Here is a 24940-nt window from a genome sequence, read left to right on the forward strand (position 1 = left end):
CACCGCGGACCAGACGCTGTTGCCGGAGGTGTGGGCGGGGACGCTCTCGTCCGGTCCTCGCGCAGTGAGCCGGCGCCCACGCGGCGCTGTAGGTCCGTGAAGCACTCCTCCGCGCGGCTTGGCCGGAGAGTGTGAGCGATGATTCGCCCGGCAGGCCTTGAGGTGCACGCCCTGGGATCGCAGGAGAACAACCGCCGCTCCCCCGGTTCCGCGCCGAGGTGCTTGCTGTGCCGGTTCGCGTATGCCGGGCCGATGGCGGAGTTACGCAGACAGCTCTGGGTGACGCGGCGTAAGGGCATCGGCCTCGGGGGCGGTCAGGCGGCCGCCTGCTGCCGGGCCAGGCCGGTGGTGGTGCCAGAAGGGGCACCCGGTCAGAGGTATGCGGCGTGCCGGGTCCTGGGTGATGGTGGCTCGGCGGAGGCCGGCGGTGTATGCCGTGGAGCCGCGGCCGGCGGTTGAGGCGGACACCGTGCGTGCTAGACCGGGGAGCCGGACCACAAGGTCGGCTCGTCCGTCGAGACGGGACAGGGGCCGGTACGGAACCGTTGATGCGGGACCGGGCCCGGCGCCGCGGTCGGCCTGTCGGTCCTTGGACGACGCTCCGGCCCCGTGGGGCGGGCTGTCCCCAACGGGCCGAAGCGGTTCCGGGTGCGGGGTCCTAACTGTTCGCGGCCGTGGTCGCGGTGCGGCCCAGGCGGGTCCGGACCGCTGTGGCGGCGCAGGCGATCACAGCCGTGCCGCCGACGGCGGTGGTCCAGGTGAGCTGTTCGCCCAGCAGCAGGGCGGCCCAGCAGATGGTCAGTACGGGCTGGACGAGCTGTGTCTGGCTGACCTGCGCCATGGGGCCGTGCGCGAGTCCGCGGTACCAGGCGAAGAAGCCCAGGAACATGCTCACCACACCGAGGTAGGCGAAGGCGGCCCATGCGAGTGGTGTGCCGGTGGGAGGCTGCCGGGAGATCGAGACCACGGCGAGGGTGACCATCAGGGGCGCGGAGAGCACGAGTGCCCAGGAGATGGTCTGCCAGGCACCGAGTTCGCGGGCCAGGAGACCGCCCTCGGCGTAGCCGATGCCCGCTGCGACGACGGCACCGAGGAGGAGCAGGTCGGGCCACCGGGGCGTGGTGAGCCCGCCGCTCCGCAGGGTGGTGAACGCGACTGCGGCGAGGGCGCCGAGGGCCGCTGTGGCCCAGAACGGGGCAGGGGGGCGCTCATGCCCGCGGATGACGGCCGTCACGGCGGTCGCGGCCGGCAGGAGGGCGATCACCACGGCGCTGTGGCCGGCCGAGGCCGTGGTGAGCGCGAAGGAGGTCAGGACAGGGAAGCCGATGACCACACCGGCGGCGACAACGGCCAGACGTGCCCACTGGGTGCCGCGGGGCAGTCGCTGCCGGGTGACCGCCAGGGCGACGGCTGCCAGGAGCGCGGCGATCACCGCCCGGCCCGAGCCGATGAAGAGCGGTGACATAGCGCCCCCTTCGACGGCGACCCGGGTGAAGGGGACGGTGAACGAGAACGCCATGACCCCCAGCAGGCCCCAACCGAGACCGGAACGGGAGGGAAGGTCCGAGGAAGGAGAGGTGGGTATCGGTTGGCTCTCAATGTGAGTAGCGCTACTGTCTACTGTCATGAATGACGATAGCAGTTCTCGGATTGCCGCTGCGCTTCGTGAGTGGATCAAGGGGGCTGCGCCGGGGGCGAGGCTGCCGTCCACACGGGAACTGGTCGCGCGGTACGGAGCGAGCCCGGTCACGGTGCAGAAGGCGCTGCGGACCCTGGCGGCGCAGGGGATGGTGGAGAGCCGTCCCGGTGTGGGGACGTTCGTCCGTGCGGTGCGGCTGGCCCGTCCGAACGACTTCGGGTGGCAGACCGCGGTCCTGGGCTCGCCGCAGACCCGTCTGCCGCGGATGTCAGCGGCGTTGCGGACCGTCCCGAACGATGTGATCGCGCTGCACTCGGGGTACCCGGACCGGGAGCTGCTGCCCGAGCGCCTGGTCCGGGCCGCGTTCACCCGGGCGGCGCGCGGCGGGGGCGCGGTCAGCCGTCCGCCGACCGCGGGGCTGCCGGAGTTGCAGGCGTGGTTCGCGGCCGAACTCGGCTCGGTGATGCCGGTGGGAGTCGCGCCGCCGATGCCGAGTGACGTGGTCGTCTTTCCGGGCAGTCAGAGCGGGCTCAGCACCGTGTTCCGCTCGGTCGTCGGTGCGGGCCGCCCACTGGTCGTGGAGTCGCCCACCTACTGGGGGGCGACTCTCGCCGCCGCGCAGGCGGGTGTGCGGGTGGTGCCCGTGCCCAGCGGGGCGACGGGCCCGGATCCGGAGGAGGTGGCGCGGGCACTGGAGCGGAGCGGGGCGCGGGCGTTCTACGCTCAGCCGAACTTCGCGAACCCGACCGGCGCCCGGTGGTCTCCCGATGTGGCCGGGCGGGTCCTCGATGCCGTTCACGCCCATGGCGCGTTCCTGATCGAGGACGACTGGGCGCACGACTTCGGTATCGAAGGGGATCCGGTTCCGGTCGCCGCACGGGACGACGGCGGGCATGTCATCCATCTGCGGTCGCTGACCAAGAGTGTCTCCTCGGCGGTCCGGATCGCCGGGGTCGTCGCCCGCGGGCCGGCCCGGGAACGCATTCTCACCGGCGCGCAGGCCGAGTCGATGTATGTGAGCGGCATTCTGCAGGCCGTGGCACTCGATGTGGTGTCGCAGCCTGCCTGGCGCACACATCTGCGGAGCCTCAGGCAGCAGCTCGCCGCCCGCCGTGACCTGCTCCTGGGCGCGCTCCGGGAGCATGCGCCCACCGCGCGTCCGGAGTCGGTGCCACAGGGCGGGCTGAACCTCTGGGTGCGGATGCCGGACGGTACCGACCTGACACGGCTCGTTCGTGACTGTGAGTCGGCGGGAGTCGTCGTCGCCTCCGGTGACGAGTGGTTCCCGGCCGAGCCGACCGGCGCGTACCTTCGGCTGAACTACTCAGGGCCGAGTCCCGGCGCCTTCCCCGAGGGTGCGCGGGTGATCGGACAGGCGCTCGCCCGGCAGCAGGCGGACTAGCGCGGGGCCGCGTGTGCGAGCGGCTCTTCGAGGTGCCGGGCGGCGGTGTGCCAGGCGGCGGTGACGGCCGAGTGGGCGTCCGCGGTGCGTGTCGCGCAGTCGCCGGTCAGTTGCCGTGGGGACCCGACATGGACGTGGAGGGCGGGGCGGCGCAGGGGTGCGGTGGCGAGGCCGGCGAGCTGCTTCGCACGGCTGCCGGAGGTGATGCGGCGGGCACCGGCCTGCCCGAGGGGCACGATCGGGGCACCGGTGTCGTGGGCGAGCCGCGCCAGTCCGCTGCGGAATGCCTCCGGGGCTGCTTCGGCGGCGTCCCTGCGGCGGGGCAGCCGGCCCTCGCCGTAGATCAGGACGAGTCGCCCCCGGGCAAGGGCGTCGGCGGCGGTGTCCAGGGCGTCGGCGGCGCGGGCGGCGCCCCGGTGTACGGGGATGTGGTCTCCGCGCGAGAGCATCCGGCCGAGCAAGGGTACCCGCCACAGGCCCGCGGCGGCCATGACCACCGGCCGCACGCCGAGGCGGTGCAGCGCGGCGAGTACGACGGCGGGGTCGGCCAGTGACGTGTGGTTCGCGGCGATGATGCTGCCCGGCGCGAGCGGGGCGTCGGTGTCGGTGGTGACGCTGAGGCGGCCGACGGCCGGGATCAGGGTGGCGGCGGCGCGGCCGAGCATGTGCGGGACCTCCCGAGGGCTGTGTGCTGTCGGCCTTCAGCCTGCGGTGTGCCGGGGGGTCGTGGCCTGAGTACCGGTACTCAATTGCCGCTTCAGTCCGCTGTCCTGACTGTGGTGAAGGTTCTCCGGTGGTGGCCGTCGGCCGCGGGCGCGACGGGGAGGGGGGTGCCTGCGTCGGCAAGGGGATCCGGTGTGGAAGAAGGGGTGGTCAAGGTCGAGCAGGCCACGGCTCCTCGTTGGCGGGCTTCCGGTGACTGGTTCGACACCTGCAAGTGCGCGATCCCCTGCCCCTGCGCGTTCGCGCACCCCCCGTCCGAGGGGAATGCAACGGTGCGCTGGTGCGGCACATGCGGGAGGGGCCGTTTCGGGAACGTCCCCCGAGGGGTGCGCGGGTCCAGGTCCTGAACGCGCCCGGATCCGGGGTGGGGCCGGGACACGTCGCGACGTGGGGCCGTGCGGCCGCGGACCGTGCCGACGCGTTCGGCTTCTCGTGGGACCGCAGTGGCCGGTCCGGAAGGCGCTTCCCGTTCGAGTGGAGCGGGCCGGGCTGAGCGACCGGCCGGCTGAGCACGAGCGCCTCTCCCCCGCCGCCCACCGGGGGCGACCCGACGGGCTTGCGGTTCAGCGTGGCGGATGTGGGAACGGGAGCACGGGTCGGAGGCCGGGGCGCTTGGCGGAGCGGCCGTCGCCGGAGGAGCGGCCCCGGAGACGGCGGGTGAGCCAGGGGCCGAGGAAGGACGCGGCCCAGCGGAGTTCCGCGCGCAGGTTCGCCGGAGGCGGGGCCGTGGGCAGGGGCCGGGTCCAGGTGTCGTCGGCGCCGGGGAGGCCGAGGGCATGGGCCAGGGCGGCGGCGATGCGCTGGTGACCGAGGGGGCCGGCGTGGAGGCGGTCGGGGCTCCACAGGCGCGGGTCGGTGACCACCGCGTGGTGACCGGTCTCCGCGACGGTGACGCGATGGCGCCGGGCGGCTTCGCGGATGCGGTGGTTGAGGGCGGTGACGCGGGGCACGAGAGGGCGGGCCAGGGGAGTGATGCGGGAGAGGTCGGGGAAGGTCAGGGTGGCGACCCGGGCACCACGTGCGGTGAGCGCGGCGAACATGGCGTCGAGGTGGCTCGCGGTCTCGTCGGCGTCGAACCGGGGGCGGAGCATGTCGTTGACGCCTGCGACCACGGTTGCCAGGTCCGGGCCCAGGGCGAGGGCGGGCCCGAGTTGCTCGGCGTGGACCTGCGCGGCGAGCCGGCCCCGTACCGCCAGATTGGCGTACTGGACCTGCGGGGTGTGCCGGGCGAGTTGCTCCGCGAGACGGTCCGCGAAGCCGTGTGGGCCGGTGGAGTCGTCACCGTCCCCGAGGCCTTCGGTCTGGCTGTCGCCCAGGGCGACATAGCGGCGGTACGGGGTGTCAGGGGCGCGCATGGGACTGCTGCCTCGCCCGGAGGACCGCGATGGTGTGCTCGCACCAGTCGCGGTTGGCCTGTTCGAAGGCGAGGCCGCGGGTGCACGTCAGGTAGGGCCCGACCCGGTGGCCGTGACGGAGGAACTCCGCTTCCGTGCGGTCGCCTCGCATGGCGTGCAGCAGCTGCCTGAACAGGTCGGCCTTGGCCTGGGCGAACGCGGCACGTTCGGTGAGGCGGGCGATGAGAGCGCCGGTGTCGACATGGTCGGCGGCCTGGACCTGGACCAGCAGGTCGTCGCGGATGAAGGAGGGCTTGGCGGAGGTGGCCGTGAACCGCTCCAGTTCGGCCAGGCCGGCGTCGGTGACCTGGAAGAGGCGCTTGTTGGGCCGGGCCTCCTGGACGACCTCGCGGCCCGCGACCAGGCCGTCCTTCTCCAGTCTGCTCAGCTCGGCGTAGAGCTGCTGGGGCTGGGCGTGCCAGAAGTTCGCCACGCCGAGGTCGAAGGTCTTGGCCAGCTGGTAGCCGCTGAGTTCGCCGTCGAGCAGCGCGGCAAGCACGGCGTGCCGTAGTGCCATGGGGTGCGTCCTGTTCGTCTGTCGGGCCGTGCGGTCCGTCGGGCCTTCCGTCCGCCTGCGCCGGTGTCCGTCGCTCGCCCTCTGTCGTCGGCCGGCTGCTTCATGGTACTCATCAAGATGACTAATCCTGAAGATGAGTAACCCTGAGGGAGATGACATGACTGCCGCAGACCGGTTCCGTGCCGCCGTGGACAGCCGTGACCTGGCGGGTCTGGAGGACCTGTTCACCGAGGACGTGCGCTTCTACAGCCCGGTGAAGTTCACGCCCTTCGAGGGCAGGACGGCGGTGCTGGGGCTGTTCGGTGTGCTGCTCCGTACCTTCGAGGACTTCCGGTACGTCGGGGAGTACACCGGCAGTGCGCAGACCGGCACCGACGGGACGGTCGCACCGTCGGCCGTGCTGCTGTTCCGCGCGACGGCGGGCGGACGCCGGATCCACGGCATCGATCTGCTGCACTTCGACGAGGACGGGCAGATCAAGGAGTTCACCGTGATGGTGCGCCCGCAGTCCGCCGTTCACGCGCTCGGGGAGGCGGTGCTCGCCGGGCTGGTCGCGGACGGGCTCGTACCGGAGGCCTGAGCCGGTTCCGTACGCTGGTGGGCGTGCATATCTCTTTCGTCTGTACGGGGAACATCTGCCGGTCGCCGTCCGCCGCACTGGTGTTCGCGGAGCGGCTGCGCCGGGCTGGGCTGGCGGACGGGGTGCGGGTGACCAGCGCGGGAACCGGACCGTGGCATGCCGGGGAGCCCATCGACGAACGGGCCGCCGGGACGCTCGCACGGCACGGGTACCCGGTCGGGCACGTCGCGGCGCAGGTCGGTGACGTGCATCTGGGAGCCGACCTGCTGCTGGCGATGGACAGGGGGCACGAGAAGGCGTTGCGGCGACTGGCCGACGACCCGTCACGGGTGCGGCTGCTGCGGTCCTTCGATCCGGACGCGGCCGCCGCCGGCGACCTGGAGGTGCCCGATCCGTACTACGGGGGCCCGGAGGGCTTCGACACGATGCTGGTCATGATCGAGGCGGCGATGCCCGGGCTGCTGGCCTGGGTGCGTGAACGACTGCCCGCGTGACGACGGCCCGGAACGCGGCGGAGCGGTTCACCGGGCGGAGGGCGGCCGCTGAGCGGCCGTCGTCCGGCGGGGTCACCGAGGTCACCCTGGAGGGCGGACGGACGGTGGTGGTGAAACGCGGCGACGGACCCGGTTCCGTGCGTGCGGAGGCGGCGGGGCTGCGCTGGCTGGCCGAAGCGGCGGTGGTGCGGGTCCCGGTCGTGTTCGGGAACGACGAGGACTGGCTGGTGACCGAGCGGGTGCCTCAGGGGCCGCCGGGTCCCGGGGCGGCGGTACGGTTCGGGCGCGAGCTGGCGGCGCTGCACGCGGCCGGAGCGCCCGCTTTCGGCTCGGGTCCGCCCGGCGGGCCCCGGGAGGCGTACATCGGCCGTGCCCGGATGCGTAACGTACCGGACATCGGTGCCGGTTGGCCCGACTGGTACGCGGAGCACCGCGTGCTGCCCTATCTGCGGCGAGCGGTGGACGGCGGCGTGCTGACGGGTGCCGAAGGGCGGGCCGTGGAGCGGGCCTGTGAGCGGCTGCCGCAACTGGCCGGGCCCGCCGAGCCACCCGCCCGGCTGCACGGCGACCTGTGGAACGGCAATGTGCTGTGGGACGGCGACGGGAGGGTGTGGCTCATCGACCCGGCCGCGCACGGCGGGCACCGGGAGACGGATCTGGCGATGCTCCGGCTGTTCGGATGCCCGCATCTGGAGCGGGTGCTGGAGGGCTACCAGGAGGTGGCGCCGCTCGCGGAGGGGTGGGAGGAGCGGGTCGGAGCGCACCAGTTGTTCCCGCTGCTGGTCCATGTGGTGCTGTTCGGCCGCAGCTACGCCGAACGGGCCGTGGCGGCGGCGCGGGGGACGCCTGCGGGGTGATCCGCATCGGCTCGGGCCTCGTCCGGGGTGCCCACCGTTTACGTGTCCTTCACCCTCACCTCGGTGGCACCGCGTCCTCCGCGCAGACACGGCGCGAGTCGCCCGTCACGTGCAGTTCGCCGGTACCCGTGGCGCGGACGTCCAGCAGGCCCTCCCCGCTGGCGGTGGAGGTGCTCGCACCGAGTGTCCTGGCCATCTGCTGACGGGACGGGCCGAGGTCTTCGCGGAGCGCGCGGCGTTCCTCGGCGGGCGGGAGGGCGATCTCCCGGCGGGCACCGGCGAGGAAGGCGTCGATCGCTTCGAAGCCCGTCACCACACGGCGGAGGCCGTCAGGCGTGGCGTGAGGGGGGCCTGCGGTGCGCGGCGGGTGCGTGGAGGGTGTGGGGCGGCAGCCGGTGGACGCGCTGGGAGTGCAGGTCGTAGCGTGCGCCGACAACGGCGAGGCGGCCGGTGGTCACCCGCGCCGCGAGGTCGGGTTCGGCGGCCAGCCGGGCGCGGACGAGCCGTACGTTGGTGTCGATCGCCGCCGCGACCCGTCGCGGTCCTGTGAGGGTGCGGTCGATCGCCGGGCGGATCTGGTCCGCGATGTAGGTGATGTGCGCGGGCAGCGGCTCACGTGTCTCGTCCGCGTGGACCGCAGCGGTCACCGCGCCGCAGGTGGCATGACCGAGGACGAGCACCAGGGGGATGTCGAGTTCCAGCACTCCGTACGCGATGCTGCCGAGGACCGCCTCGTCGAGCACTCCGCCCGCGGAGCGGACCGTCATCAGGTCGCCCAGCCCCTGGTCGAAGATCAGCTCGGGTGGGACACGGGAGTCGACGCAGCCGAGGACCAGGGCGAAGGGGTGCTGGCCGGAGACTGCCAGGATCCGGTCCGCGGTGGCCTCGTGGGGGTGGCTCTGGTGGCGGGTCGACCAGCGGTGGTTGCCACGGGTGAGTTCCCGCAGGGCGAGGGTGGGAGTGGCGGGCCGCGCTCGGGTGTTCTCCGGGGCGTTCGTCCGGGGGGTCGCCGTGGTGGGGGTGGCGGCGAGGGTGAGGCCTGTGGCGAGGGCCGCTCCGCCGGCCAGGGCGGTGCGCAGGGCTGTGCGGCGGGGGCTGCGGGCGTCGGTCGGGCGGGGGGCGCGGGGGCGGGTCGGGTTCGGGGTCACGTCGGGGACGGTAGGGGGCGGTGGCGCGGGGGGCCTCGTGCTTGGGCGCTTGTTTGGGAGCTGATGGGGAGTCGACAGGCGCTCTTTGGGATGTCGTTGGAGTTCGTTTGGGGCTCGGTTGACGGTTGGTCGGGGCCTGGCCGGGCGGGACGGCCCTGGAGGGTGCGTGACGGCGGTCCCGGCTGGGGCGGGGCGGCGGGGGTCTGGCACACTGCTCGTGATCATGTAGGGCGGCGCGGCCCAGGAATCCGGTGCGAATCCGGTACGGTCCCGCCACTGTGACCGGCTTCCCCGCGGGTGCGGAGAGCCGGGAGTCAGACACTGACGCGCCGCCTTCTTCCATCCGTCAAGGGGACGAGGATCCCCCGGGAAGGTGCGGTTTCGGCCATGGCCCGTGCGCGCGTCGCTGTTCGTCTGTTGTTGTGTGGTGCCCTGCTGCTTCCGGTGGCGGGGTGCGGAGAGACCGGCGGTTCCGCCGGGGGGCCGGTGTCGGCCACGGCTGCCGCGGGGTTTCCCTACACCGTCTCCAACTGCGGTGTGAAGACGGCGTTCCCCGGCCCGCCCGAGCGGGCGGTCACCATGAACCAGCACGCCACGGAGCTGCTGCTGGCGCTCGGCCTGCAGGACAGGATGGCGGGGACGGCGTACCTGGACGACGCCGTACTGCCCGAGTACCGCAAGGCGTACGACGGTGTGAAGGTGCTGGCGCAGGAGTACCCGTCGAAGGAGGTGCTGCTCGGCGCCGCGCCGGACTTCGTGTACGGCGGGTACGGGACGGCCTTCGACCAGGGGGCCGGGCGGGACCGGGCCGGGCTGGAGAAGGCCGGGATCCGGACGCGGCTGAACGTCGAGTACTGCACGGACGGGCCGGTCGGTCTCGATCAGCTCCGGGCGGAGATCGGAGAGGTGGCGCGCACGTTCGGGGTTCGTGAACGGGGCGAGCGTCTGATCCGGGAGCAGGAGCGGCGGATCGGCGCCGTGAAGGAGCGGGTGGCCGGGCGCGACCGGCCGTCGGTGTTCGTGTACGACTCCGGCGACACCTCGGCGTTCACCGTCGGCGGTGCGGGGATCGGGCACGAGATCGTGTCGCTGGCCGGGGGCGCGAACGTCTTCGGTGACGTGCGGAAGCCGTTCGGGGACGTGTCGTGGGAGCAGGTGATCGCGCGGCGGCCCGAGGTGATCGTGATCGTCGACTACGGCGGCACGTCGGTGGAGGCGAAGAAGCGGCGGCTGCTGGAGGATCCGGCGCTGGCGGGGGTTCCGGCGGTGCGGGACAGGCGGTTCGCGGTGCTGCCGTTGTCGTCGGCGGTGCTGGGGGTGCGGGTGGCGGGTGCGGTGGAGGCGCTGGCCGGACAGCTGCACGGTGAGGGCGGCCGCGACGGCGGGGCGGGGGCGCGGTGAGGGCACGGGCGGGTGCCGTTCGTCCCGCGGCTGCGCCTGCGGAGGGTGGTGCGGGCCGGGCGGCGGTCGTGGTCGTGGGGCTCGCGGGGGCGCTCGTGGCGGTCTCGGTGGCGGGGCTCGCGCTGGGGGCGGTGTGGATTCCGCCCGGGCACGTGCTGGAGATCGTGCTGAACGGGGAGCGTACGGGGGCGTTCGCGTCGATCGTCTGGGACGTGCGGATGCCGAGGATCGTGCTGGGGGCTGCGGTGGGTGCCGGGCTGGCGGTGGCCGGTGTGGTGCTTCAGGCGCTGGTGCGGAACGCGTTGGCGGATCCGTTTCTGCTGGGGGCGTCCTCCGGGGCGTCGGCGGGTGCGGTCGTGGTGGTGGTGCTGGGCGTAGGTGCGGGGGTGGCGACGGCGGTGGCGCTGCCGGTCGCGGCGTTCCTGGGGTCGCTGGGGGCGCTGGTGGTGGTGTACGCGCTGGCGCGGCACGGTGGGGTGATGACGACGGGCCGGCTGGTGCTGGCCGGGGTCGCGGTGCAGTACGTGCTGTCGGCGTTCACGAGTCTGGTGCTGGTGGTGGCGGCGAAGGCGGAGCAGGTGCGGGCGGTGCTGTTCTGGACGCTGGGCGGTCTCGGGGCCGCGCGGTGGGAGGATCTGTGGGTTCCGGTGGGGGCACTGGTGGTGGGCGTCGGTGTCCTGCTGGGGCTCGCGCGACCGCTGGACCTGCTGCTGGCCGGTGAGGAGGGGGCGCGGACGCTCGGGCTGGACGCTGGGCGGTTCCGTGCGGGGGTGTTCGTACTGGTGTCGCTGGTGGTGGGGGTTCTGGTGGCGTTCAGCGGGGCGATCGGGTTCGTGGGGCTGATGGTTCCGCACGCGGCGCGGATGGTGGTGGGGGCGGGTCATCGCCGGGTGCTGCCGGTGGCGGCACTGGGTGGTGCGGTGTTTCTGACGGCGGCGGACCTGCTGGCCCGTACGGTGGCGGCGCCGGAGGAGATACCGGTGGGAGTGGTGACGGCGCTGGCGGGCGGTCCGTTCTTCCTGTGGCTGCTGCGGCGGTCGGGACGGGTGGAAGGAATGCGGTCCTGATGGCGGGAGGCAGGGTCGGGGAGGACGGGAGGAGCGGAATGAACGGCGTGCGCGGTGTGGCGGGTGCCGGGCGGGACGGGGCGGGTCTGGCTCCGCCCGGCGGGAGGGACGGCGCGGTGGCTCCGGCGGTGGGGCTGGAGGTGGCGGGCTTGCGGTACGCGGCGGGCGAGCGGGTGCTGCTGGACGGGGTGGACCTGCGGGTGTCGGCCGGTGAGACGGTGGGCCTCGTGGGACCGAACGGAAGCGGCAAGACGACGCTGCTGCGGTGTGTGTACGGGGCACTGCGGCCCGCGGGCGGGCGTGTGCTGCTGGGCGGGGAGGAGACTGCCGGGCTGTCGGTGCGGGAGCGGGCCCGGCGGGTGGCGGTGGTGCCGCAGGACGCCGGGGGTGAGGCCTTCGGGCTGACGGTGCGGGAGGTCGTGGCGATGGGGAGGTTCCCGCACCGGAGGTTCTGGGAGCAGGACCGTGCCGAGGACGTACGGCGGGTGGAGCGCGCCCTCCGTACGGTGGGCGCGGACGGGCTGGCGGGGCGCCGGTTCGGGGAGCTGTCGGGCGGGGAGCGACAGCGGGTGCTGGTGGCCCGGGCCTTGGTGCAGGAGCCGGGGCTGCTGGCTCTGGACGAGCCGACGAACCATCTGGATGTGCGGTTCCAGCTGGAGATCCTGGGCCTGGTGCGGGCGCTGGGGACGTCGAACCTGCTGGTGCTGCACGATCTGAACCTGGCCGCTGCGTTCTGTGACCGGCTGTATGTGCTGGATGCGGGGCGGGTGGTGGCGGACGGTGTGCCGGGGGCGGTGCTGACGGAGGAACTGCTCGCGGAGGTGTACCGGGTGCGGGCGCGGGTGGGGGTGCATCCGGTCACGGGGGTGCCGAACGTGATGTACGTGCCGTTCGGGTGATGCGGGGCGGGCACCGGGCCTGATCGGGTGGTTCGGTGGGCCGGGTGCCGGATGCCGGGAGGCGGCCGGGCCGGAATTCCGGAGGCTGGGTGTGGGGGATCCGGGACGGAGCGGGTGGGACGGACGGTCGTGGTCGGCTGCTGAGCCCGGCTTCGGCCGATGGGTGCGGAGGTGGCATGTCGGGATCGGAACGGCCGGTCGTCCTGATCACGGGGGCGTCGTCGGGAATCGGGGAGGCTGTGGCCGACCGGTTCGCCGCGGACGGGGTCGAGAGGTGGCGGCTGCTGTTGTCCGGGCGCAGCGAGGAGCGGCTGGACTCGGTGGCGCTGCGGACGGGTGGTGGGGCGATCGTGGCCGACCTGGGCGAGCCAGGGGGTGTGGAGCGGTTGGCGGCGGAGGCGCTGGGACGCACGGGCCGGGTGGATGTGCTGGTGGCGTCGGCCGGGGTGGGGTGGGCGGGGCCCCTGGTGGAGATGCCGGGGGCGACGGTGGACCGGCTGGTCGCGGTCAACCTGACCGGGGTGTTGCAGCTGGTCCGGCTGCTGCTGCCGGGCATGGTGGCGCGGGGTGCGGGGCGGGTGGTGCTGGTCGGTTCGGTGGCGGGGTGCGTGGGGGTGGCGGACGAGGCGGTGTACGCGGCGACGAAGGGCGGGCTGGTGGCGTTCGCGGACAGTCTGCGCTACGAGCTGGCCGGGACGCGGGTGCGGGTGTCGACGGTGCTGCCAGGGGCGGTGGACACGCGGTTCTTCTCGCGCCGGGGTGCCCCGTATCACCGCTCCTGGCCGCGGCCGGTTCCGGCGGACCGGGTGGCGGAGGCCGTGTGGCGGGGGGCGGTGAGGGGGCGCGAGGAGACGTTCGTGCCGGGCTGGCTGGCGGGTCCCGCACGGCTGCGGGGGGCGGCGCCCGGGCTCTTCCGGGCGATGGCGAAGCGGTTCGGCTGAGCGCCGCCCGACGGAGCCGCAGAGGCTTGCCGGCGCGGGCCTGTCGGAGCCGCGCGGCTGTCGGCATGGCGCCTCGGAGCCGTACAGGCGGGGGGCGCGGCCCGGGCGTGCGTGGAGTGTCGTCAGTGGCGGTGGAACGGTGCTGTGTTGCCGCCTTCGCACCAGGAGTGGGGCAGAGGGTGAGGGCGCCAGGAGCGGTCCCAGTGGGCGCGGGGCATCCCGGGGCGGCCGGCCGCGCACAGGGTGCCGCCGAGGGCGACAGCGCTCAGTACGGCGGTGACGGCGGCCAGTTCGGCAGCTGTGGGTGAACCCTGAACTATTCGCAGGTGGTGGCGCATTGCTCCATCGTGGGTCGCGGTGGACGGGTCCGCATCCGATGACGGCCCGGGTGTGCGGGGCGGTCGGCCGTAAGGGGCGGCGAGGGTGACCCGTGAGGGCGGCTGCGGCGGCAGCGCTCGTCGGGGTCACCCTCCGGGGGCTCGTCGGGGGATGCCCGAGGGGCCGTACGGGTGAGGCTCCGGTCATTGACGGTGCCGGTCGGGCGGCAGATGGTACGGGCGGGGCACGTCTCGGGCCCCGGGCGCGGTCGTGCTGCGTCCGGGGCCCGTTTCGGCCGGGTCTTTCAGGTCACGGCGTAGACGTTCAGCCCTTGGCCCTGGGCGTCATGCCCTGCGGCGGCGGGATGATCCGGCACGGCGTTCACCCGTGGCCGCCATGGCGGCACCGAACAGCAGGGCGACGGCGCCGACGACGACGTTGTTCCAGATGGTGCGGGTCGTGTCGACGTTACCGACGACAACCCACGGGGCGATGATCGTGAACGCACCGATGGCCACGGCGCACCAGGCCATGGCGTGGGTCCGCTCGTACGCGGTGCCGAAACCGCCCATGCACAGGGCGTAGGCGATGCCGAGGATCAGGTTCGTCACGGCGAGGGCCGTGAGTCCGCTGAATCCGACGATCCACGGCGATGCGGCCAGGAACACACCGGTGAGGAGGGCCAGGGCCTCGACGGCCTGACTCCGGGGTGTGGTGGTGGCTTCCTCGAACCGGGAGCGCAGCTCGGCCAGGTCGGGGTGTTGCTCGATGGTCGGGTGGGTGGTCATCGCGGGCCTGCCTCCTGTAGAAGCTTTTATCTGCCCTTTATGTCCTATATAACGCCCATTACTCCATTCGAGTCAACTCGATCTCCGGGACGGCAGGTCACCGACCGGCAGGGCGTCACCGGGACGCGGGCCCCTACGACACTTCCGCGGCGCGCCGTCGTTGTGCAGCCGCGTAAGGGGCCGCAGTCTCCGCGCGGGCCTCCACCCGACCGAGAGGGAGCCATGCATCTTCGTACGACCGCCCTGATCCGCACGACCACCCTGGCCGTCGGCGCGTGCGCACTGCTGGCGGGCGGGGCCGCCCCCGCCCAGGCCGACGACAGGAGTGTCGCGCTGGTGCAGAAGGACACGCTCACACCGTGGTCCGTCGTCGGCTTTCTCCTGGAGGACGAACAGGGCAGCGAGGATTGATACGTCCGTGTTGCCGCAACATTTCGGACGTGTTGCAGTTCACGCACCGGCCCGTTCCGGGCGTTCCGGATGATTGAATCCCGCACGGCAACCGAGCGTCCAGCAGCAGTGACGCGGTGTCACGCAGGGGGAACTGACCGGCGACGGCTGATTTCGCGTCACTGTTTGAATAACAGACCAAACTGAAAAGCGTCGCTGAATGTGCGTCAACACTCCGGGAGCGGCAGGCTGGCGCCGTACCCGTCCGGGTGGCTTCGGACGGAACACCGTGCAGTTCCATGCAACCGGACGCAGTTCGACGAAGGGAAGATGACGCACATGTGGAAGAAGCTGAGACGAGCCGCCGTATGCGGAGTGGCCGCCATCGCCGCTCTGGGCACGCTGACACCCGCGGCGCTCGCCTCCGCGGAGGCGGAGACGCGGCTGTACGCGCCGAGTGCGCTGGTCCTCACCGTGGCGAAGGGGGAGATCGCCACGGAGTCGACGCCACTGCGCGCGGTGACGCTGACCTGCATGCCGGCCCCTGGTGGCACGCACCCGGCGCCGGAGGAGGCCTGCGGTGCGCTGTACGACGTGCAGGGCGAGTTCAGCTCACTGCAGGGCGACAGCCAGCGCGCCTGCGTCAAGATCTACGACCCGGTCGTCGTCACCGCCCAGGGCGTCTGGGAGGGCCAGCGGGTGGACTTCGAGCGGACCTTCGGCAACGCGTGCGTGCTGGGTGCCGAAGGCACCAGCGTCTTCAACTTCTGAGCGTCGCCTGCCGAGGGCCCGTCCCGCCCTCCGCGACGCGGTCCCTGAGCGCCCGTACCGCGATGTGCGCCTTCGCAGCCTCCCCCTGCGTCGGCCCGCGGTGCGGGCGCTGTCATGCCGCCGGTCGCCCGCCACCTCGAAGTCGCGGGCCGGAGGAGCCTGCGACCGGCGACCGGGGCTCTGACGCCGGGCCCTGAGCGGGAGTCCGCCGGCACCGTGCGTCGGCGGCCCCCTCCGGAATTCGTCAGGACGAGCAGGCCGTACCGTGGCGCGCGACGGCACTGCCGTGGCCCCGGGCGGCGCAGAACGGCCGGGCGGCCGTTCGTCTCCGCGGGGGATGCGCAGGCGGCGGTGACGGTACCTGGCGGCGCGGCCCGTCGTGCGGCGGTCCGGTTCCTGTCCGGCCGCCGCACGGCGGTGTGGTCGGCCGTGTTCGCGGGCGGGCGGCCACGAGTGGGCGGGCCACGGTCGGGCCGTGGACGCGCCGGCTGAACCCGTTGCCGCCGTCCGTGGTGAGCCGGTGGCCCTGATGCCGCCGGTGGACTCACCGTGACCGATGCTGCACTTCCCGTCAGGAGACCCGGGCGGGTTTGGTCGCGGTGACGGTCACCGTCGCCATGCCCATCTCGACGAGACCGGGGCCCGAGAGCCGGTCGAGGACGGTCGGGACGTCGTCGGGGTGGATACCCGGAAGCCGGGCGATGCCCGGGCCGAGGTGGTCCACGGTCAGGCGCCAGAAGCGGCCCATCGGGGTGTCGTGTCCGACGGTCGGGACGGTGGTGCGGAGGGTGATGTCCGTCAGGCCGTGGGCGGCGGCGGTGCGCGGCAGGTCGAGACCCCAGTGCGTGCAGTCGGTGCCGAGGCGGTCGGCCAGGACCTGCAGGGCCCCCAGGGAGACCCGCCGGTAGGTCTCGTCCCGCGCGGCCTCCAGGGAGAACAGCGCCGGCTCCTCGATGACCAGCCGGCCGCCGGGGGCCAGCCACCGGACGATCCGGCCGAAGACCTCCTGGCGGGTGGGCAGGTGGTGAAGGAGGTAGCGGGCGTGGATCACGTCGAAGGCGCCGTCGGGAAAGTCGTCGGCCGTGACGTCGTGGCGGAGGACTTCCAGCCGGTCCTGGCGCATTCCGTCGAGGAAGCGGACGTCGAGTTCGGTAGCGGTGACCAGGGCGGACGGGAAGACGTCGAGCATCCGGCGGGCCACGCTGCCGGTTCCGGCTGCGAGCTCCAGGCAGCGGCGGACGGAACCGGATGCGAACGCGGCCAGGGCGTCGACGGACACCGCGTCGAGGACATCCCCCAGTGCGGTCAGGCGGCTTCTCTCGTCCGCCCCGGCGTGACTGAAGAGGTCGTCGCCGTAGCGTTCGGTGCGGGTGGTCATCGGGCTCTCCGGGGGCTGGGGGTGGCGACGGGAGTGAGGTCGGCGGGAGAGAGGGTGCCGGGGCTGTGGTGCCCGGTGAGGGCGAGCGCCCCGGTGAACTCGGCTTCCAGGCAGCGCAGGACGTGGGTGACACCGTCCTGCCCGCCGATGGCCAGGCCGTAGAGCCAGGGCCGTCCGATCATGACGGCGCTGGCCCCCAGAGCGAGGGCGATGAGGACGTCGGTCCCGGTGCGGATGCCCGAGTCGAACAGGACGGGGACACGGCCGCCGACGGCTTCTACCACGTGGGGCAGACAGTCGAGGGCCGCCACCCCGCTGTCCAGTTGACGGCCGCCGTGGTTGGAGACGATGAGCGCGTCGGCACCCGCGTCGGCCAGGAGCGCCGCCTCGTCCGGCCGGCAGACTCCCTTCACGATGACGGGCAGGCGGGTCCAGGAGCGCAGGAGTGCGAGATCCGCGGGTTGGAGGGCGGGGCGTGTGTAGAGGCGGTTCCAGGTGGCCGCGGCGGCCTGGACGTCGGCAGGACCGGCGGCCGTGCCGTGAGCGGGCCGGTCTCCTGCTCCGGCCAGTTCGCGGAAACGGGGGTCGGACAGGTAGTTCCCGATGCCGTGACCGTGCTGGAAGGGGAAGAACCCGGAACCGAGTTCGCGGGTGCGCCAGCCCGCGACGTGGCAGTCCCCCTGGAGGACGACGGCGGCATAACCGGCGTTCTCCGCCCGCTCGATGAGCGAGCGGGCGAGCTTCTCGTCGTCGGGCCAGGCGAACTGGAACCAGCGTCGGCCGTCGGGGGCGGCCTCGGCGACCTCCTCCAGGGAGGTCGAGGTCGCGGAGGACAGCACCTGGACGACACCCGTGGCGGCGGCGGCCCGAGCCGCCGCCCGCTCGGCTTCGGGGTGGGCGAGATCGGCCACCCCGGCAGGGGCCAGCATCACCGGCATGGCCATGGGCGTGCCCAGCACCGTGCACGAGGGGACCGTGGGCCTTCCGTCTCGCAGGATCCGGTAGTTCAGCCCCCAGCGTGTGAAGGCGTGCTCGTTGGCGGTCACGGTGCGCTCCCGTCCGGCGCCCCCCGCGATGTAGTCGAAGTGGGGCGCCGGGAGAGCCGCGCGGGCCGCGTCCTCCAGTCCCTGCACGGTGAACGGGAAGGGGATTCCGCCTGCGGCGAAGACCTGGCTCTGGTAGCCACCTGCGTAGGGCAATCGGGACTCCTGTTGTGAATGATCCTGCTGCTGCCCGGCGGCGGGCACGGCGTCCGGGCGTGGGCCTGTCGTGTCCTGCGGGACACTGACGGCGGTGGGCGGGTGTCTCCTTTGCTGCGTCGGGAGGGCGGGCGGCGGGCATGCGAGGTGCCTCGCCGGACGTGGGACACCGGCGGCCCTGCGGACTCCCGGGGTGAACCTGCTGAAGGCCAGGCGTTCGGGCTCGGCGTGGGAACGTCCTCGTCGGCCGGGCGCGCAACCTCACACCGCCGTGCTGCGGCACTGATCCCCTGTGCGGCTCCCCGCCGGGGCGGTGATGGGCTTCCGGCGGTCGGCGGCGGAAGGCCGGAACCGGAGTCCCCGTCAACTACCGACGGCTGTCCCGGGGCGGGCGGCCCGTGCCGTTCGTGGGCGCCGTATCAGCCGGCCAGGCGACGGATCAGCCGGGTGCGGGAGGACGGACGCTGTCGGCTCCGGGCCGCTTCGGGACCTGACGTCCGTGATGTTGTTCCGTGGCGTGTCGAGGCCGAGGCGAACGGGCCTCCCGAGCAGTTGTCAGCGATCGCGGTGGGCCCGTCGGCCTTCTGGTCGATCATGTGCCCGCCGCTGTCCGGCACGGCACGCCCCAGGTCCGAGCCGGCCGGCCCCGACCACTGGGGACGGACCGGTGGGTCGCCGCGCAGCTGCCCGGGCCGGGGCAGGTGCTGGCCGGACAGAGACCGGTGCGCTTGCTCTTCAGCCGGTACGAGCAACCCACTTCCGGGGTCACCACAGACCTCATCCGTTCCCCTCCGCGCATGACACAAGACAACACCGAGAAGCTACACATCGTGCGCGATCGGCAACAGGCGCAGGTTTCGGCCGCAGGCCGGAACGGTGACCTTGACAGGCCGCGGCATGGCGAACGAAACAGCCTCGGACTCGGCCGGCGGCGTCAGATTGGCGGAGCCTCCGTGAGCAGGCGGTCCACGGCGGCAAGCTCGGCGCCCTCCAGCGGCGGGACGTCCAGCAGGCCGAGGTTCTGGTCGAGCTGGGTCACGCTGCTGGCACCGACCAGCACGGAGGTGACACGGGGATCGCGCAGCACCCAGGTCAGGGCGAGCTGCGCGAGAGTCTGGCCGCGATCCCGGGCGAACGTGTTCAGCGACCGCAGCAGGGCGAGCCGGTCGGCGGTGAGCGAGTCGCGCTTCAGGAAGTGGCCGAGCGCCATACGGGAACCGGCCGGAACACCGTTCAGATAGCGGTCCGTGAGCTGCCCCTGCGCAAGAGGCGAGTAGGCGATGACTCCGGCACCTGCCTCGGCCGACGCGGTGATCAGGCCGTTGCGCTCGATGGTCCGGTCGAGCATGTTGTAGGCGTGCTGGTTGAGGAGCAGGGGTGTGCCCAGTTCCTTCAGCACTCGGGCCGCGCGGGCCATCTGCTCGGGAGCGTAGTTGGAGAGCCCGGCATAGCGGGCCTTGCCCTGGCGGACGGCTGTGGCGAGTGCGTCGGCCGTCTCCTCGACAGGGGTGTCCGCGTCCGGCCGGTGGGAGTAGAAGACGTCGACGTGATCCAGCCGCATCCGTGCCAGCGACCGGTCGAGGCCGGCGAGCAGGTGCTTGCGCGAGCACCCATGGCCGTACGGACCGGGCCACATGTCATTGCCCGCCTTGGTGGCGACGAACAGCTCATCACGGTAGGGGCGGAAGTCCTGGACGAACAGCGTGCCGAAGTTCGTCTCGGCGGCGCCGTGCGGCGGGCCGTAGTTGTCCGCGAGGTCGATGTGGGTGACACCCCGGTCGAAGGCCCGGCGGAGGATGGCGCGTTGGGTCTCCAGCGGGGTGGTGTGCCCGAAGTTGTGCCACAGGCCCAGGGACACCCTGGGCAACGGGACACCGCTGCGGCCGCACCGCTGGTACCGCATGGTGGTGTATCGGTCGTCTGCGGCGAGGTGGGGGTCCTGCGTCACGTCTTCCTGCTCCAAGCGGTACCGGGGCTGGTGAGGCCGACGGGACTTTCGGGGTGGGACGGGGTGGGCGGCCGGCGGGTGGAGCGTACCCACCGGGCCGTCACGTGACGCGGGGTCGCGGACGCAGCCGACGACGCCCGTGGCGCTCAAGGGCGGCAGACGGTGCCGGGTTCCGGCGCGGCCGGGGCCACGAGCTGCGGGACGGTGACGAAGGTGAAGCCGCGCCTCTTGAGTTCGTCGATGATGCCGGGGACGGCGGGGACGTTGCCGTCGTGGATGTCGTGCAGGAGGATGATGCCGTCCTTGTCGGCCCCGTCCAGCGTGCGCTGCCGTATGAGATCGGAGTCGGCGGTGGCGCAGTCCTCGGCGGTGACGCTCCACAGGTCCTGGGAGAGGCCGAGTTCGCGGCTGGCCTCGGACACCTTCTCGTCGGCACGCCCCTGGGGCGGGCGCATCAGCGTGGGCTTGCGGCCGGTCAGGCGCTCGGTCGCCTCCTGGGTGCGGCCCGGTTCGTCGCGTATCCCGTCCGGTTCGAGGTCGGTCATGATGCGGTGGGTCCAGGTGTGCTTCGCGACCTCGTGGCCCTCGGCGGCAATGCGGCGTACGGCCTCGGGGTGGCGGCCGACGTGCTTGCGGCCGAGAAGGAAGAACGTGGCGGGAACCTGTTTCTCTGTCAGGATGTCCAGGAGCCGGGGGGTGTCCTTGCCGGGACCCGCGTCGAAGGTGAGCGCGATGCACCTGGCCTTCCGGCAGTCGGCCTGTCCGGTCGGCTCACCCTTGGCATCGTCCCTGACGTCGGCGGGGGCGACGGTGCCGGAGCGTCGCGGTGAGGATGGCCGGGTTGAGGGCGCGGCGGAGTCGCGGGCGGGAACACGGATGCACGTGTGCTGTTCACTTCCGAGGTGCGCGGACAGCCCCGTTCGGGTCATGAGCCGCACACCCCGCATCGCATATACACGCCACGCATACCGGCCTGCGCGACCGGCCACGGCCGTCCCTCGTGCGGGCTCTCAGCGGGGTGCGAGCAGCAGGCGGGACTCCTTCTCGTGCTCGCCGGAGACGTACTCGGTGGAGCGGACCTCGAAGAGCTGCTCCAGGACCTTCTCCACCTCCGTCACGGCCTGGTGGTCGCCGGTCAGCAGGGCTTCCACGGGGGCGGTGAGGCGAGGGGCTCCGGCCGCCACACCCGGGCGGTGGGCGGAGCTGTCGAAGGTGGCCATCCAGACGGTGGGCTCCCGCCCCGCCGGGCGCCTGACCGGCACGACGGGTTCCTCGGAGGCCTCGAAGACATGGTCCAGGGCGTCGAAGACCACTTCCGCCTGTGCGCGACCGCAGTCGCTGAGCTGGACGGTGACGTCGTGGTCCGCGGGGTGGTCCGACGGGGCGCTGCGGTCACTGGTCATGGGGTTCTCCAGGTCTCTCCGGGCCGGGCTGCCGTACACCCCATCCCGCCACGGATGCCGCCGGACTGCCACTCCAGCGGGGCCCGGGGCACGCGGGCCGGGCCGGCTGGCCGCGTGGGGCGGAGCGGGGTACGAAGGACGTGCGGTGGAGCCGAGGCACTCGGGAGGCCGGTATGCCGGATCGGGACGACGGAGCCCCCGGTGCCGGAGAGGGGCCCGGGCCCGGGTCGGGACAGGGAGCGGGGAAGGAGCCCGGGAGGAGGGCCGGGGAGGAGGCTTCCGTTCCTGTCGGGCGGGAGAGGGAGTCCTGGCGGGAGGGCGGGCTGGTGCGGGGGCGGCACGAGACGCCCGAGGAGCGGGCGGACCGGCGCTGGACCGAACTGGTGCAGGAGATCCGGGTCGCCCAGACGGGCGTGCAGATCCTGTTCGGCTTTCTGCTGACCGTGGTGTTCACACCGCGCTTCGTCGAGCTGTCGGATGCCGACCGAAGCCTGTACGTCACGACGATCGTGCTGGCGGCGGCCGCGACGGGGGCGCTCATCGGGCCGGTGTCGTTCCACCGGATCGTGGCCGGTCGGAGGATCAAGCCGCAGACCGTCCAGTGGGCCTCGCGGCTGATCTTCCTGGGACTGGTGCTGCTGCTGGCGACGATGGTCTCGGCACTGCTCCTGGTCCTCCGGGTGGCTTCGGACGACGGGTTTGTGCCGTGGCTGGTGACGGGGGTGGCGGCGTGGTACCTGCTGGCGTGGTTCGTCCTGCCGCTGTGGGCGCGGCACCGCTATACGACGCGGGACTGACTACCCGTTGCCGGATTGCGGGACACCGGGTCCCGGGGGGCAGGTCCGAGGTGCGCCGCCGGTGAGGACGTGGGCGATGGTGTCGGCCTGGGCGGCGGCCTTGTCGGGGCGGTGGCGAACGACGCGGGCGAAGCGGAGGGTGACGCCGGCGGGATAGCGCGGGGAACGCTGGAGTCCGTCGTACGCGATCTCGACGACGAGTTCGGGGCGTACGCGGACGGTGGAGCCGTCGTCGGAGAGGGCGAGTTCGCTCAGACGGGCGGTCTGCCAGCCGAGCATGCTGTCGGTGAGTCCCTTGAAGGTCTTGCCCAGCATGACGAAGGTGCCGTCGGGAGCCCGGGCGCCCAGATGCAGGTTGGAGAGCAGACCGGTGCGGCGTCCGTGGCCCCATTCGGCGGCGAGGACGACCAGGTCCAGCGTGTGGACCGGTTTCACCTTGAGCCAGGAGCGGCCTCGGCGGCCCGCGGTGTAGGGGGCGTCGAGGGCCTTGGCCATGACGCCTTCGTGGCCGCGGCGGAGGGCGGCGGCGAAGAACGCCTCCGCCCGCTGCCGCTCCACGGGGTCTGCCGGGTCCGTGACGACGGTGCGGCGTACGCGCAGGCGTTCGGGGACGAGGCGGCCGAGGGCGTCGTGCCGCTCGTGGCCGGGACGGTCTAGGAGACTGTCACCGTCGGCGGCGAGCACGTCGAAGAAGACGGGGGCCACGGGCCGTGCGGCTGCGGCAGTGGGCACGTCGACACGGGAGCCCACGCGCGAGGCGATGTCCTGGAACGGCACCGGCCGGCCGCGCGGGTCCAGGGCGATCACTTCGCCGTCGAGGATGAAATTGTCGCCGGGCAGGTTCCGGGCGATCTCGCGGACCTCCGGGAGGCGGTCGGTGATCTCGTCGAGCGAGCGGGTGTAGACGTGGATGTCGTCGCCCTGGCGGTGGACCTGCACGCGGACGCCGTCGAGCTTCTCCTCGACGGCGCACGGTCCGAGGACGGCGAGGGCCTCGGGGACGCTCTTCGCGGTGTGGGCGAGCATGGGCTGTACGGGGGTGCCGACACGCAGCCGGAACGTTTCGAGGGCGGCGGGGCCCCGGGTGAGCACGGCCTGGCCCACACGGGGCAGGGAGCCGTCGAGCATGACGGCGCGCCGTACGTCGGCGGCGGAGGCGCCCGAGGCCTTCGCCACGGCTTCCAGGGCGATGGCGTCGAGGGCACCCTGGCGTACCTCTCCGGTGATCAGGCGGGCGAGGAAGCGCTGCTCGGGTGCGGTGGCGGCGGCCATGAGGTCCAGGAGGACACGCTGCCGCCCGGCCCGGGAGCCCGGCCCGGTGGCCTGGGCCAGTGCGTCGAGGGCATGGCCCGTGTCGGTCACGGTGAGCGTGGCGTGTCCGGCGGGCGGGATGTGTGCCCCGAGACTGCGCCAGCCGACGCCGATACGGCCCTGCGGGAGGCGGCCCGCCAGGTAGGCGATGACCAGCGGGGCCTCGGCGGGCGAGGTCGCGGCGAACAGCTCGGCCAGCACGGCGATCTTCCCGGAGCGCGCGGAGGCCGCGGCGACCTGCTCGGACACGTGGGCCAGTCGGGCGAGCAGCATGCGCCCATGGTGCCCGGCGCTCCCCCGCCCCGCACCCGGGGCGGGCCGGGCGGCGGTCAGGCCGGGCGGCGGGTCGCGAGCCGTCTCCGGAATGTTGTGACGAGGTAGGTCGCGGGTCTCCCTTCTTTTACTCAACTCCCCTATTTTTTGGGGGCTTCGGGATGCCGACGGATTGCAGGGGGAGCTTGTGCGCGCGATTTCACGGATGTCCGCAGGTGCCGTGACCCTCGTCGTCGCGGGGGCAACGGCGCTGGGGGTCCCTTCTCCGGTCACGGCCTCGGACACCGGCAGGCTGTCGTACGCGGCGTCCACGTGGGTGGGTGTCCACAACGCGTACGAGAAGGACAAGTACCGGTACTTCGCGGACGCCCTGGACTCGGGGGCAGGGATGCTGGAGCTGGACGTGTGGACCAACGTCTTCGGCCGGTCCTGGCGGGTCTCGCATGACAACCCCTTCGGCAACGACAACAACTGCGAGAACGCCCGGCACCCGGGCGAACTGCGCAGCGGGCCGCGCAACCAGGATCTCGGCGGGTGTCTCGCGGACATCCGGGCCTGGCACGACGCCCACCCGGGGCACCCGCCGGTGCTCCTGAAGCTCGAGCTCAAGGACGGCTTCATGAGCCGGTACGGGCGCGGTCCCGCCGAGCTGGACGCGCTGCTGTCGCAGCGCCTCGGAGACGCGCTGTTCCGGCCGGCCGACCTGCTGCGGGGGCACGCCGACCTGGACACCGCGGTGCGGGCGGACGGCTGGCCGGCCCGGTCCGCCATGGCCGGGAGGTTCGTGGTCGAACTCATTCCGGGAACACTGGAGGAGGGAAACCCGGCAGACTCCCTGTGGACCGACCGTGAGTACGCCGAGCACCTCCGGAGTCTGGCCGCCGGGGGCCGGCTCGGGGAGGCGGCCGCCTTCCCGGCGGTTCACGGCGCCGAAGCCGGTGACCCCCGGATACGGTACGGGGACGCGGGGCTGCGGCCCTGGTTCGTGGTCTTCGACGGGGGCGCCTCCACCTACGCGGGAGGCACGGTCGACACCGCGTGGTACGCGCGGCGGAACTACCTGGTGGTCATGACGGACGCGCATCGGGTGGCTCCGGTCATCGACGGCACCCGTCCGACCGAGCAGGAGGCCCTGGATCGCGTGGACCTGCTGGCGGGACGGCACGCCAGCGTCGTATCGGCCGACTGGTACCCGCTGCCTGACGTGCTGTCGGTGGTCGTGCCGCGGGGCGCCTTCTAGGGTTCCGCCTGTGTACCGCGCCGAGCGGGCGGGCGCGCGGTCCGACGGCGCCGCCCGGTCCG

Annotated in this window: 26 protein-coding genes, 1 pseudogene and 1 riboswitch; of the genes and pseudogenes, 13 read left to right on the plus strand and 14 right to left on the minus strand. The window is 73.0% G+C overall.

The window, feature by feature from the left end; translation table 11 throughout:
* Window positions 1–658: 658 nt before the first annotated feature.
* On the minus strand, window positions 659–1627 hold the full coding sequence (locus tag I3F58_RS06435; RefSeq protein WP_275678223.1) for a DMT family transporter: 969 nt from the start codon (window positions 1625–1627) through the stop codon (window positions 659–661).
* Between I3F58_RS06435 and I3F58_RS06440 the strand changes: the two genes are divergently transcribed.
* Complete coding sequence (locus tag I3F58_RS06440) at window positions 1626–3041, plus strand: PLP-dependent aminotransferase family protein (RefSeq protein WP_240107256.1); 1416 nt, start codon at window positions 1626–1628, stop codon at window positions 3039–3041. The genes I3F58_RS06435 and I3F58_RS06440 overlap by 2 nt on opposite strands.
* On the opposite strand, the gene I3F58_RS06445 is transcribed toward I3F58_RS06440, so the two are convergent.
* Window positions 3038–3706, minus strand: a complete 669-nt coding sequence (locus tag I3F58_RS06445; RefSeq protein ID WP_240107257.1) for a lysophospholipid acyltransferase family protein — start codon at window positions 3704–3706, stop codon at window positions 3038–3040. The genes I3F58_RS06440 and I3F58_RS06445 overlap by 4 nt on opposite strands.
* Window positions 3707–3910: 204 nt before the next feature.
* Between I3F58_RS06445 and I3F58_RS06450 the strand changes: the two are divergent.
* Window positions 3911–4257, plus strand: a pseudogene (locus tag I3F58_RS06450) (DUF1326 domain-containing protein).
* Between the two features lie 70 nt (window positions 4258–4327).
* On the opposite strand, the gene I3F58_RS06455 reads toward I3F58_RS06450, so the two are convergent.
* Together I3F58_RS06455 and I3F58_RS06460 are read right to left on the minus strand one after the other, a co-directional pair.
* Window positions 4328–5119, minus strand: coding sequence for an SGNH/GDSL hydrolase family protein (locus tag I3F58_RS06455; protein ID WP_240107258.1), 792 nt, complete (start codon window positions 5117–5119; stop codon window positions 4328–4330).
* Window positions 5106–5675 carry a PadR family transcriptional regulator gene (locus I3F58_RS06460; RefSeq protein WP_240107259.1) on the minus strand — a complete coding sequence of 190 codons (570 nt, stop codon included), beginning with the start codon at window positions 5673–5675 and terminating at the stop codon, window positions 5106–5108. Before I3F58_RS06460 ends, I3F58_RS06455 begins: the two co-directional genes overlap by 14 nt.
* 157 nt (window positions 5676–5832) lie before the next feature.
* Between I3F58_RS06460 and I3F58_RS06465 the strand changes: the two genes are divergently transcribed.
* The 3 genes from I3F58_RS06465 to I3F58_RS06475 are packed head-to-tail and all read left to right on the plus strand — an operon-like array spanning window position 5833 to window position 7606.
* Window positions 5833–6255, plus strand: coding sequence for a nuclear transport factor 2 family protein (locus tag I3F58_RS06465; RefSeq protein ID WP_240107260.1), 423 nt, complete (start codon window positions 5833–5835; stop codon window positions 6253–6255).
* Between the two features lie 23 nt (window positions 6256–6278).
* A complete protein-coding gene (locus I3F58_RS06470) occupies window positions 6279–6749 on the plus strand; it encodes a low molecular weight protein-tyrosine-phosphatase (protein ID WP_308354953.1) in 471 nt (156 codons plus the stop codon).
* Window positions 6746–7606: a fructosamine kinase family protein gene (locus tag I3F58_RS06475; RefSeq protein WP_240107262.1), complete on the plus strand. Its 861-nt coding sequence runs from the start codon at window positions 6746–6748 to the stop codon at window positions 7604–7606. Before I3F58_RS06470 ends, I3F58_RS06475 begins: the two co-directional genes overlap by 4 nt.
* 55 nt (window positions 7607–7661) lie before the next feature.
* On the opposite strand, the gene I3F58_RS29575 is transcribed toward I3F58_RS06475, so the two are convergent.
* Window positions 7662–7919 (minus strand): hypothetical protein, encoded by a 258-nt coding sequence (locus I3F58_RS29575; protein ID WP_308354954.1) that lies wholly within the window; start codon window positions 7917–7919, stop codon window positions 7662–7664.
* A 16-nt stretch (window positions 7920–7935) separates the two neighbouring features.
* Window positions 7936–8754, minus strand: a complete 819-nt coding sequence (locus tag I3F58_RS06485; RefSeq protein WP_240107263.1) for a carbonic anhydrase — start codon at window positions 8752–8754, stop codon at window positions 7936–7938.
* Between the two features lie 198 nt (window positions 8755–8952).
* A riboswitch (cobalamin riboswitch) is annotated at window positions 8953–9099 on the plus strand.
* A 42-nt stretch (window positions 9100–9141) separates the two neighbouring features.
* On the opposite strand from I3F58_RS06485, the gene I3F58_RS06490 reads away from it, so the two are divergent.
* The 4 genes from I3F58_RS06490 to I3F58_RS06505 all read left to right on the plus strand — a co-directional run bounded on the left by I3F58_RS06490 (window position 9142) and on the right by I3F58_RS06505 (window position 13062).
* On the plus strand, window positions 9142–10155 hold the full coding sequence (locus I3F58_RS06490) for an ABC transporter substrate-binding protein (RefSeq protein WP_240107264.1): 1014 nt from the start codon (window positions 9142–9144) through the stop codon (window positions 10153–10155).
* A 68-nt stretch (window positions 10156–10223) separates the two neighbouring features.
* Window positions 10224–11222: an iron ABC transporter permease gene (locus I3F58_RS06495; protein WP_240107265.1), complete on the plus strand. Its 999-nt coding sequence runs from the start codon at window positions 10224–10226 to the stop codon at window positions 11220–11222.
* Window positions 11223–11260: 38 nt separating this feature from the next.
* Complete coding sequence (locus I3F58_RS06500) at window positions 11261–12121, plus strand: ABC transporter ATP-binding protein (protein ID WP_240107266.1); 861 nt, start codon at window positions 11261–11263, stop codon at window positions 12119–12121.
* A gap of 176 nt (window positions 12122–12297) precedes the next feature.
* Window positions 12298–13062, plus strand: coding sequence for an SDR family oxidoreductase (locus I3F58_RS06505; protein WP_240107267.1), 765 nt, complete (start codon window positions 12298–12300; stop codon window positions 13060–13062).
* A gap of 122 nt (window positions 13063–13184) precedes the next feature.
* Here I3F58_RS06505 and I3F58_RS06510 read toward each other — a convergent pair whose 3' ends face one another.
* Window positions 13185–13400 (minus strand): acyl-CoA carboxylase subunit epsilon, encoded by a 216-nt coding sequence (locus I3F58_RS06510; RefSeq protein ID WP_240107268.1) that lies wholly within the window; start codon window positions 13398–13400, stop codon window positions 13185–13187.
* 324 nt (window positions 13401–13724) lie between these two features.
* Window positions 13725–14168, minus strand: coding sequence for an SPW repeat protein (locus tag I3F58_RS06515; protein ID WP_240107269.1), 444 nt, complete (start codon window positions 14166–14168; stop codon window positions 13725–13727).
* A gap of 222 nt (window positions 14169–14390) precedes the next feature.
* On the opposite strand from I3F58_RS06515, the gene I3F58_RS06520 reads away from it, so the two are divergent.
* Both I3F58_RS06520 and I3F58_RS06525 read left to right on the plus strand, forming a co-directional pair.
* A complete protein-coding gene (locus I3F58_RS06520) occupies window positions 14391–14579 on the plus strand; it encodes a hypothetical protein (protein WP_240107270.1) in 189 nt (62 codons plus the stop codon).
* Window positions 14580–14897: 318 nt separating this feature from the next.
* Window positions 14898–15329 carry a subtilase-type protease inhibitor gene (locus I3F58_RS06525; protein ID WP_240107271.1) on the plus strand — a complete coding sequence of 144 codons (432 nt, stop codon included), beginning with the start codon at window positions 14898–14900 and terminating at the stop codon, window positions 15327–15329.
* 571 nt (window positions 15330–15900) lie between these two features.
* On the opposite strand, the gene I3F58_RS06530 is transcribed toward I3F58_RS06525, so the two are convergent.
* The 5 genes from I3F58_RS06530 to I3F58_RS06550 form a co-directional block, all read right to left on the minus strand.
* A complete protein-coding gene (locus I3F58_RS06530) occupies window positions 15901–16707 on the minus strand; it encodes a trans-aconitate 2-methyltransferase (RefSeq protein WP_240107272.1) in 807 nt (268 codons plus the stop codon).
* On the minus strand, window positions 16704–17906 hold the full coding sequence (locus tag I3F58_RS06535) for an alpha-hydroxy-acid oxidizing protein (RefSeq protein ID WP_240107273.1): 1203 nt from the start codon (window positions 17904–17906) through the stop codon (window positions 16704–16706). The genes I3F58_RS06530 and I3F58_RS06535 overlap by 4 nt, the downstream gene beginning before the upstream one ends.
* A gap of 934 nt (window positions 17907–18840) precedes the next feature.
* A complete protein-coding gene (locus I3F58_RS06540) occupies window positions 18841–19809 on the minus strand; it encodes an aldo/keto reductase (protein ID WP_240107340.1) in 969 nt (322 codons plus the stop codon).
* A gap of 191 nt (window positions 19810–20000) precedes the next feature.
* Complete coding sequence (locus tag I3F58_RS06545; protein ID WP_240107274.1) at window positions 20001–20783, minus strand: polysaccharide deacetylase family protein; 783 nt, start codon at window positions 20781–20783, stop codon at window positions 20001–20003.
* Window positions 20784–20864: 81 nt separating this feature from the next.
* Entirely contained in the window at window positions 20865–21257 is a 393-nt protein-coding gene (locus I3F58_RS06550) for a hypothetical protein (protein ID WP_240107275.1), read from the minus strand.
* Between the two features lie 326 nt (window positions 21258–21583).
* Between I3F58_RS06550 and I3F58_RS06555 the strand changes: the two genes are divergently transcribed.
* A complete protein-coding gene (locus I3F58_RS06555; protein ID WP_240107276.1) occupies window positions 21584–22054 on the plus strand; it encodes a DUF6328 family protein in 471 nt (156 codons plus the stop codon).
* Here I3F58_RS06555 and I3F58_RS06560 read toward each other — a convergent pair whose 3' ends face one another.
* On the minus strand, window positions 22055–23638 hold the full coding sequence (locus I3F58_RS06560; protein ID WP_240107277.1) for an ATP-dependent DNA ligase: 1584 nt from the start codon (window positions 23636–23638) through the stop codon (window positions 22055–22057).
* 205 nt (window positions 23639–23843) lie between these two features.
* Between I3F58_RS06560 and I3F58_RS06565 the strand changes: the two genes are divergently transcribed.
* Window positions 23844–24878 carry a phosphatidylinositol-specific phospholipase C domain-containing protein gene (locus I3F58_RS06565; protein WP_240107278.1) on the plus strand — a complete coding sequence of 345 codons (1035 nt, stop codon included), beginning with the start codon at window positions 23844–23846 and terminating at the stop codon, window positions 24876–24878.
* Window positions 24879–24940: the final 62 nt, after the last annotated feature.

Source organism: Streptomyces sp. MUM 203J (assembly GCF_022414595.1).
In the GTDB taxonomy this organism is placed as follows: domain Bacteria; phylum Actinomycetota; class Actinomycetes; order Streptomycetales; family Streptomycetaceae; genus Streptomyces.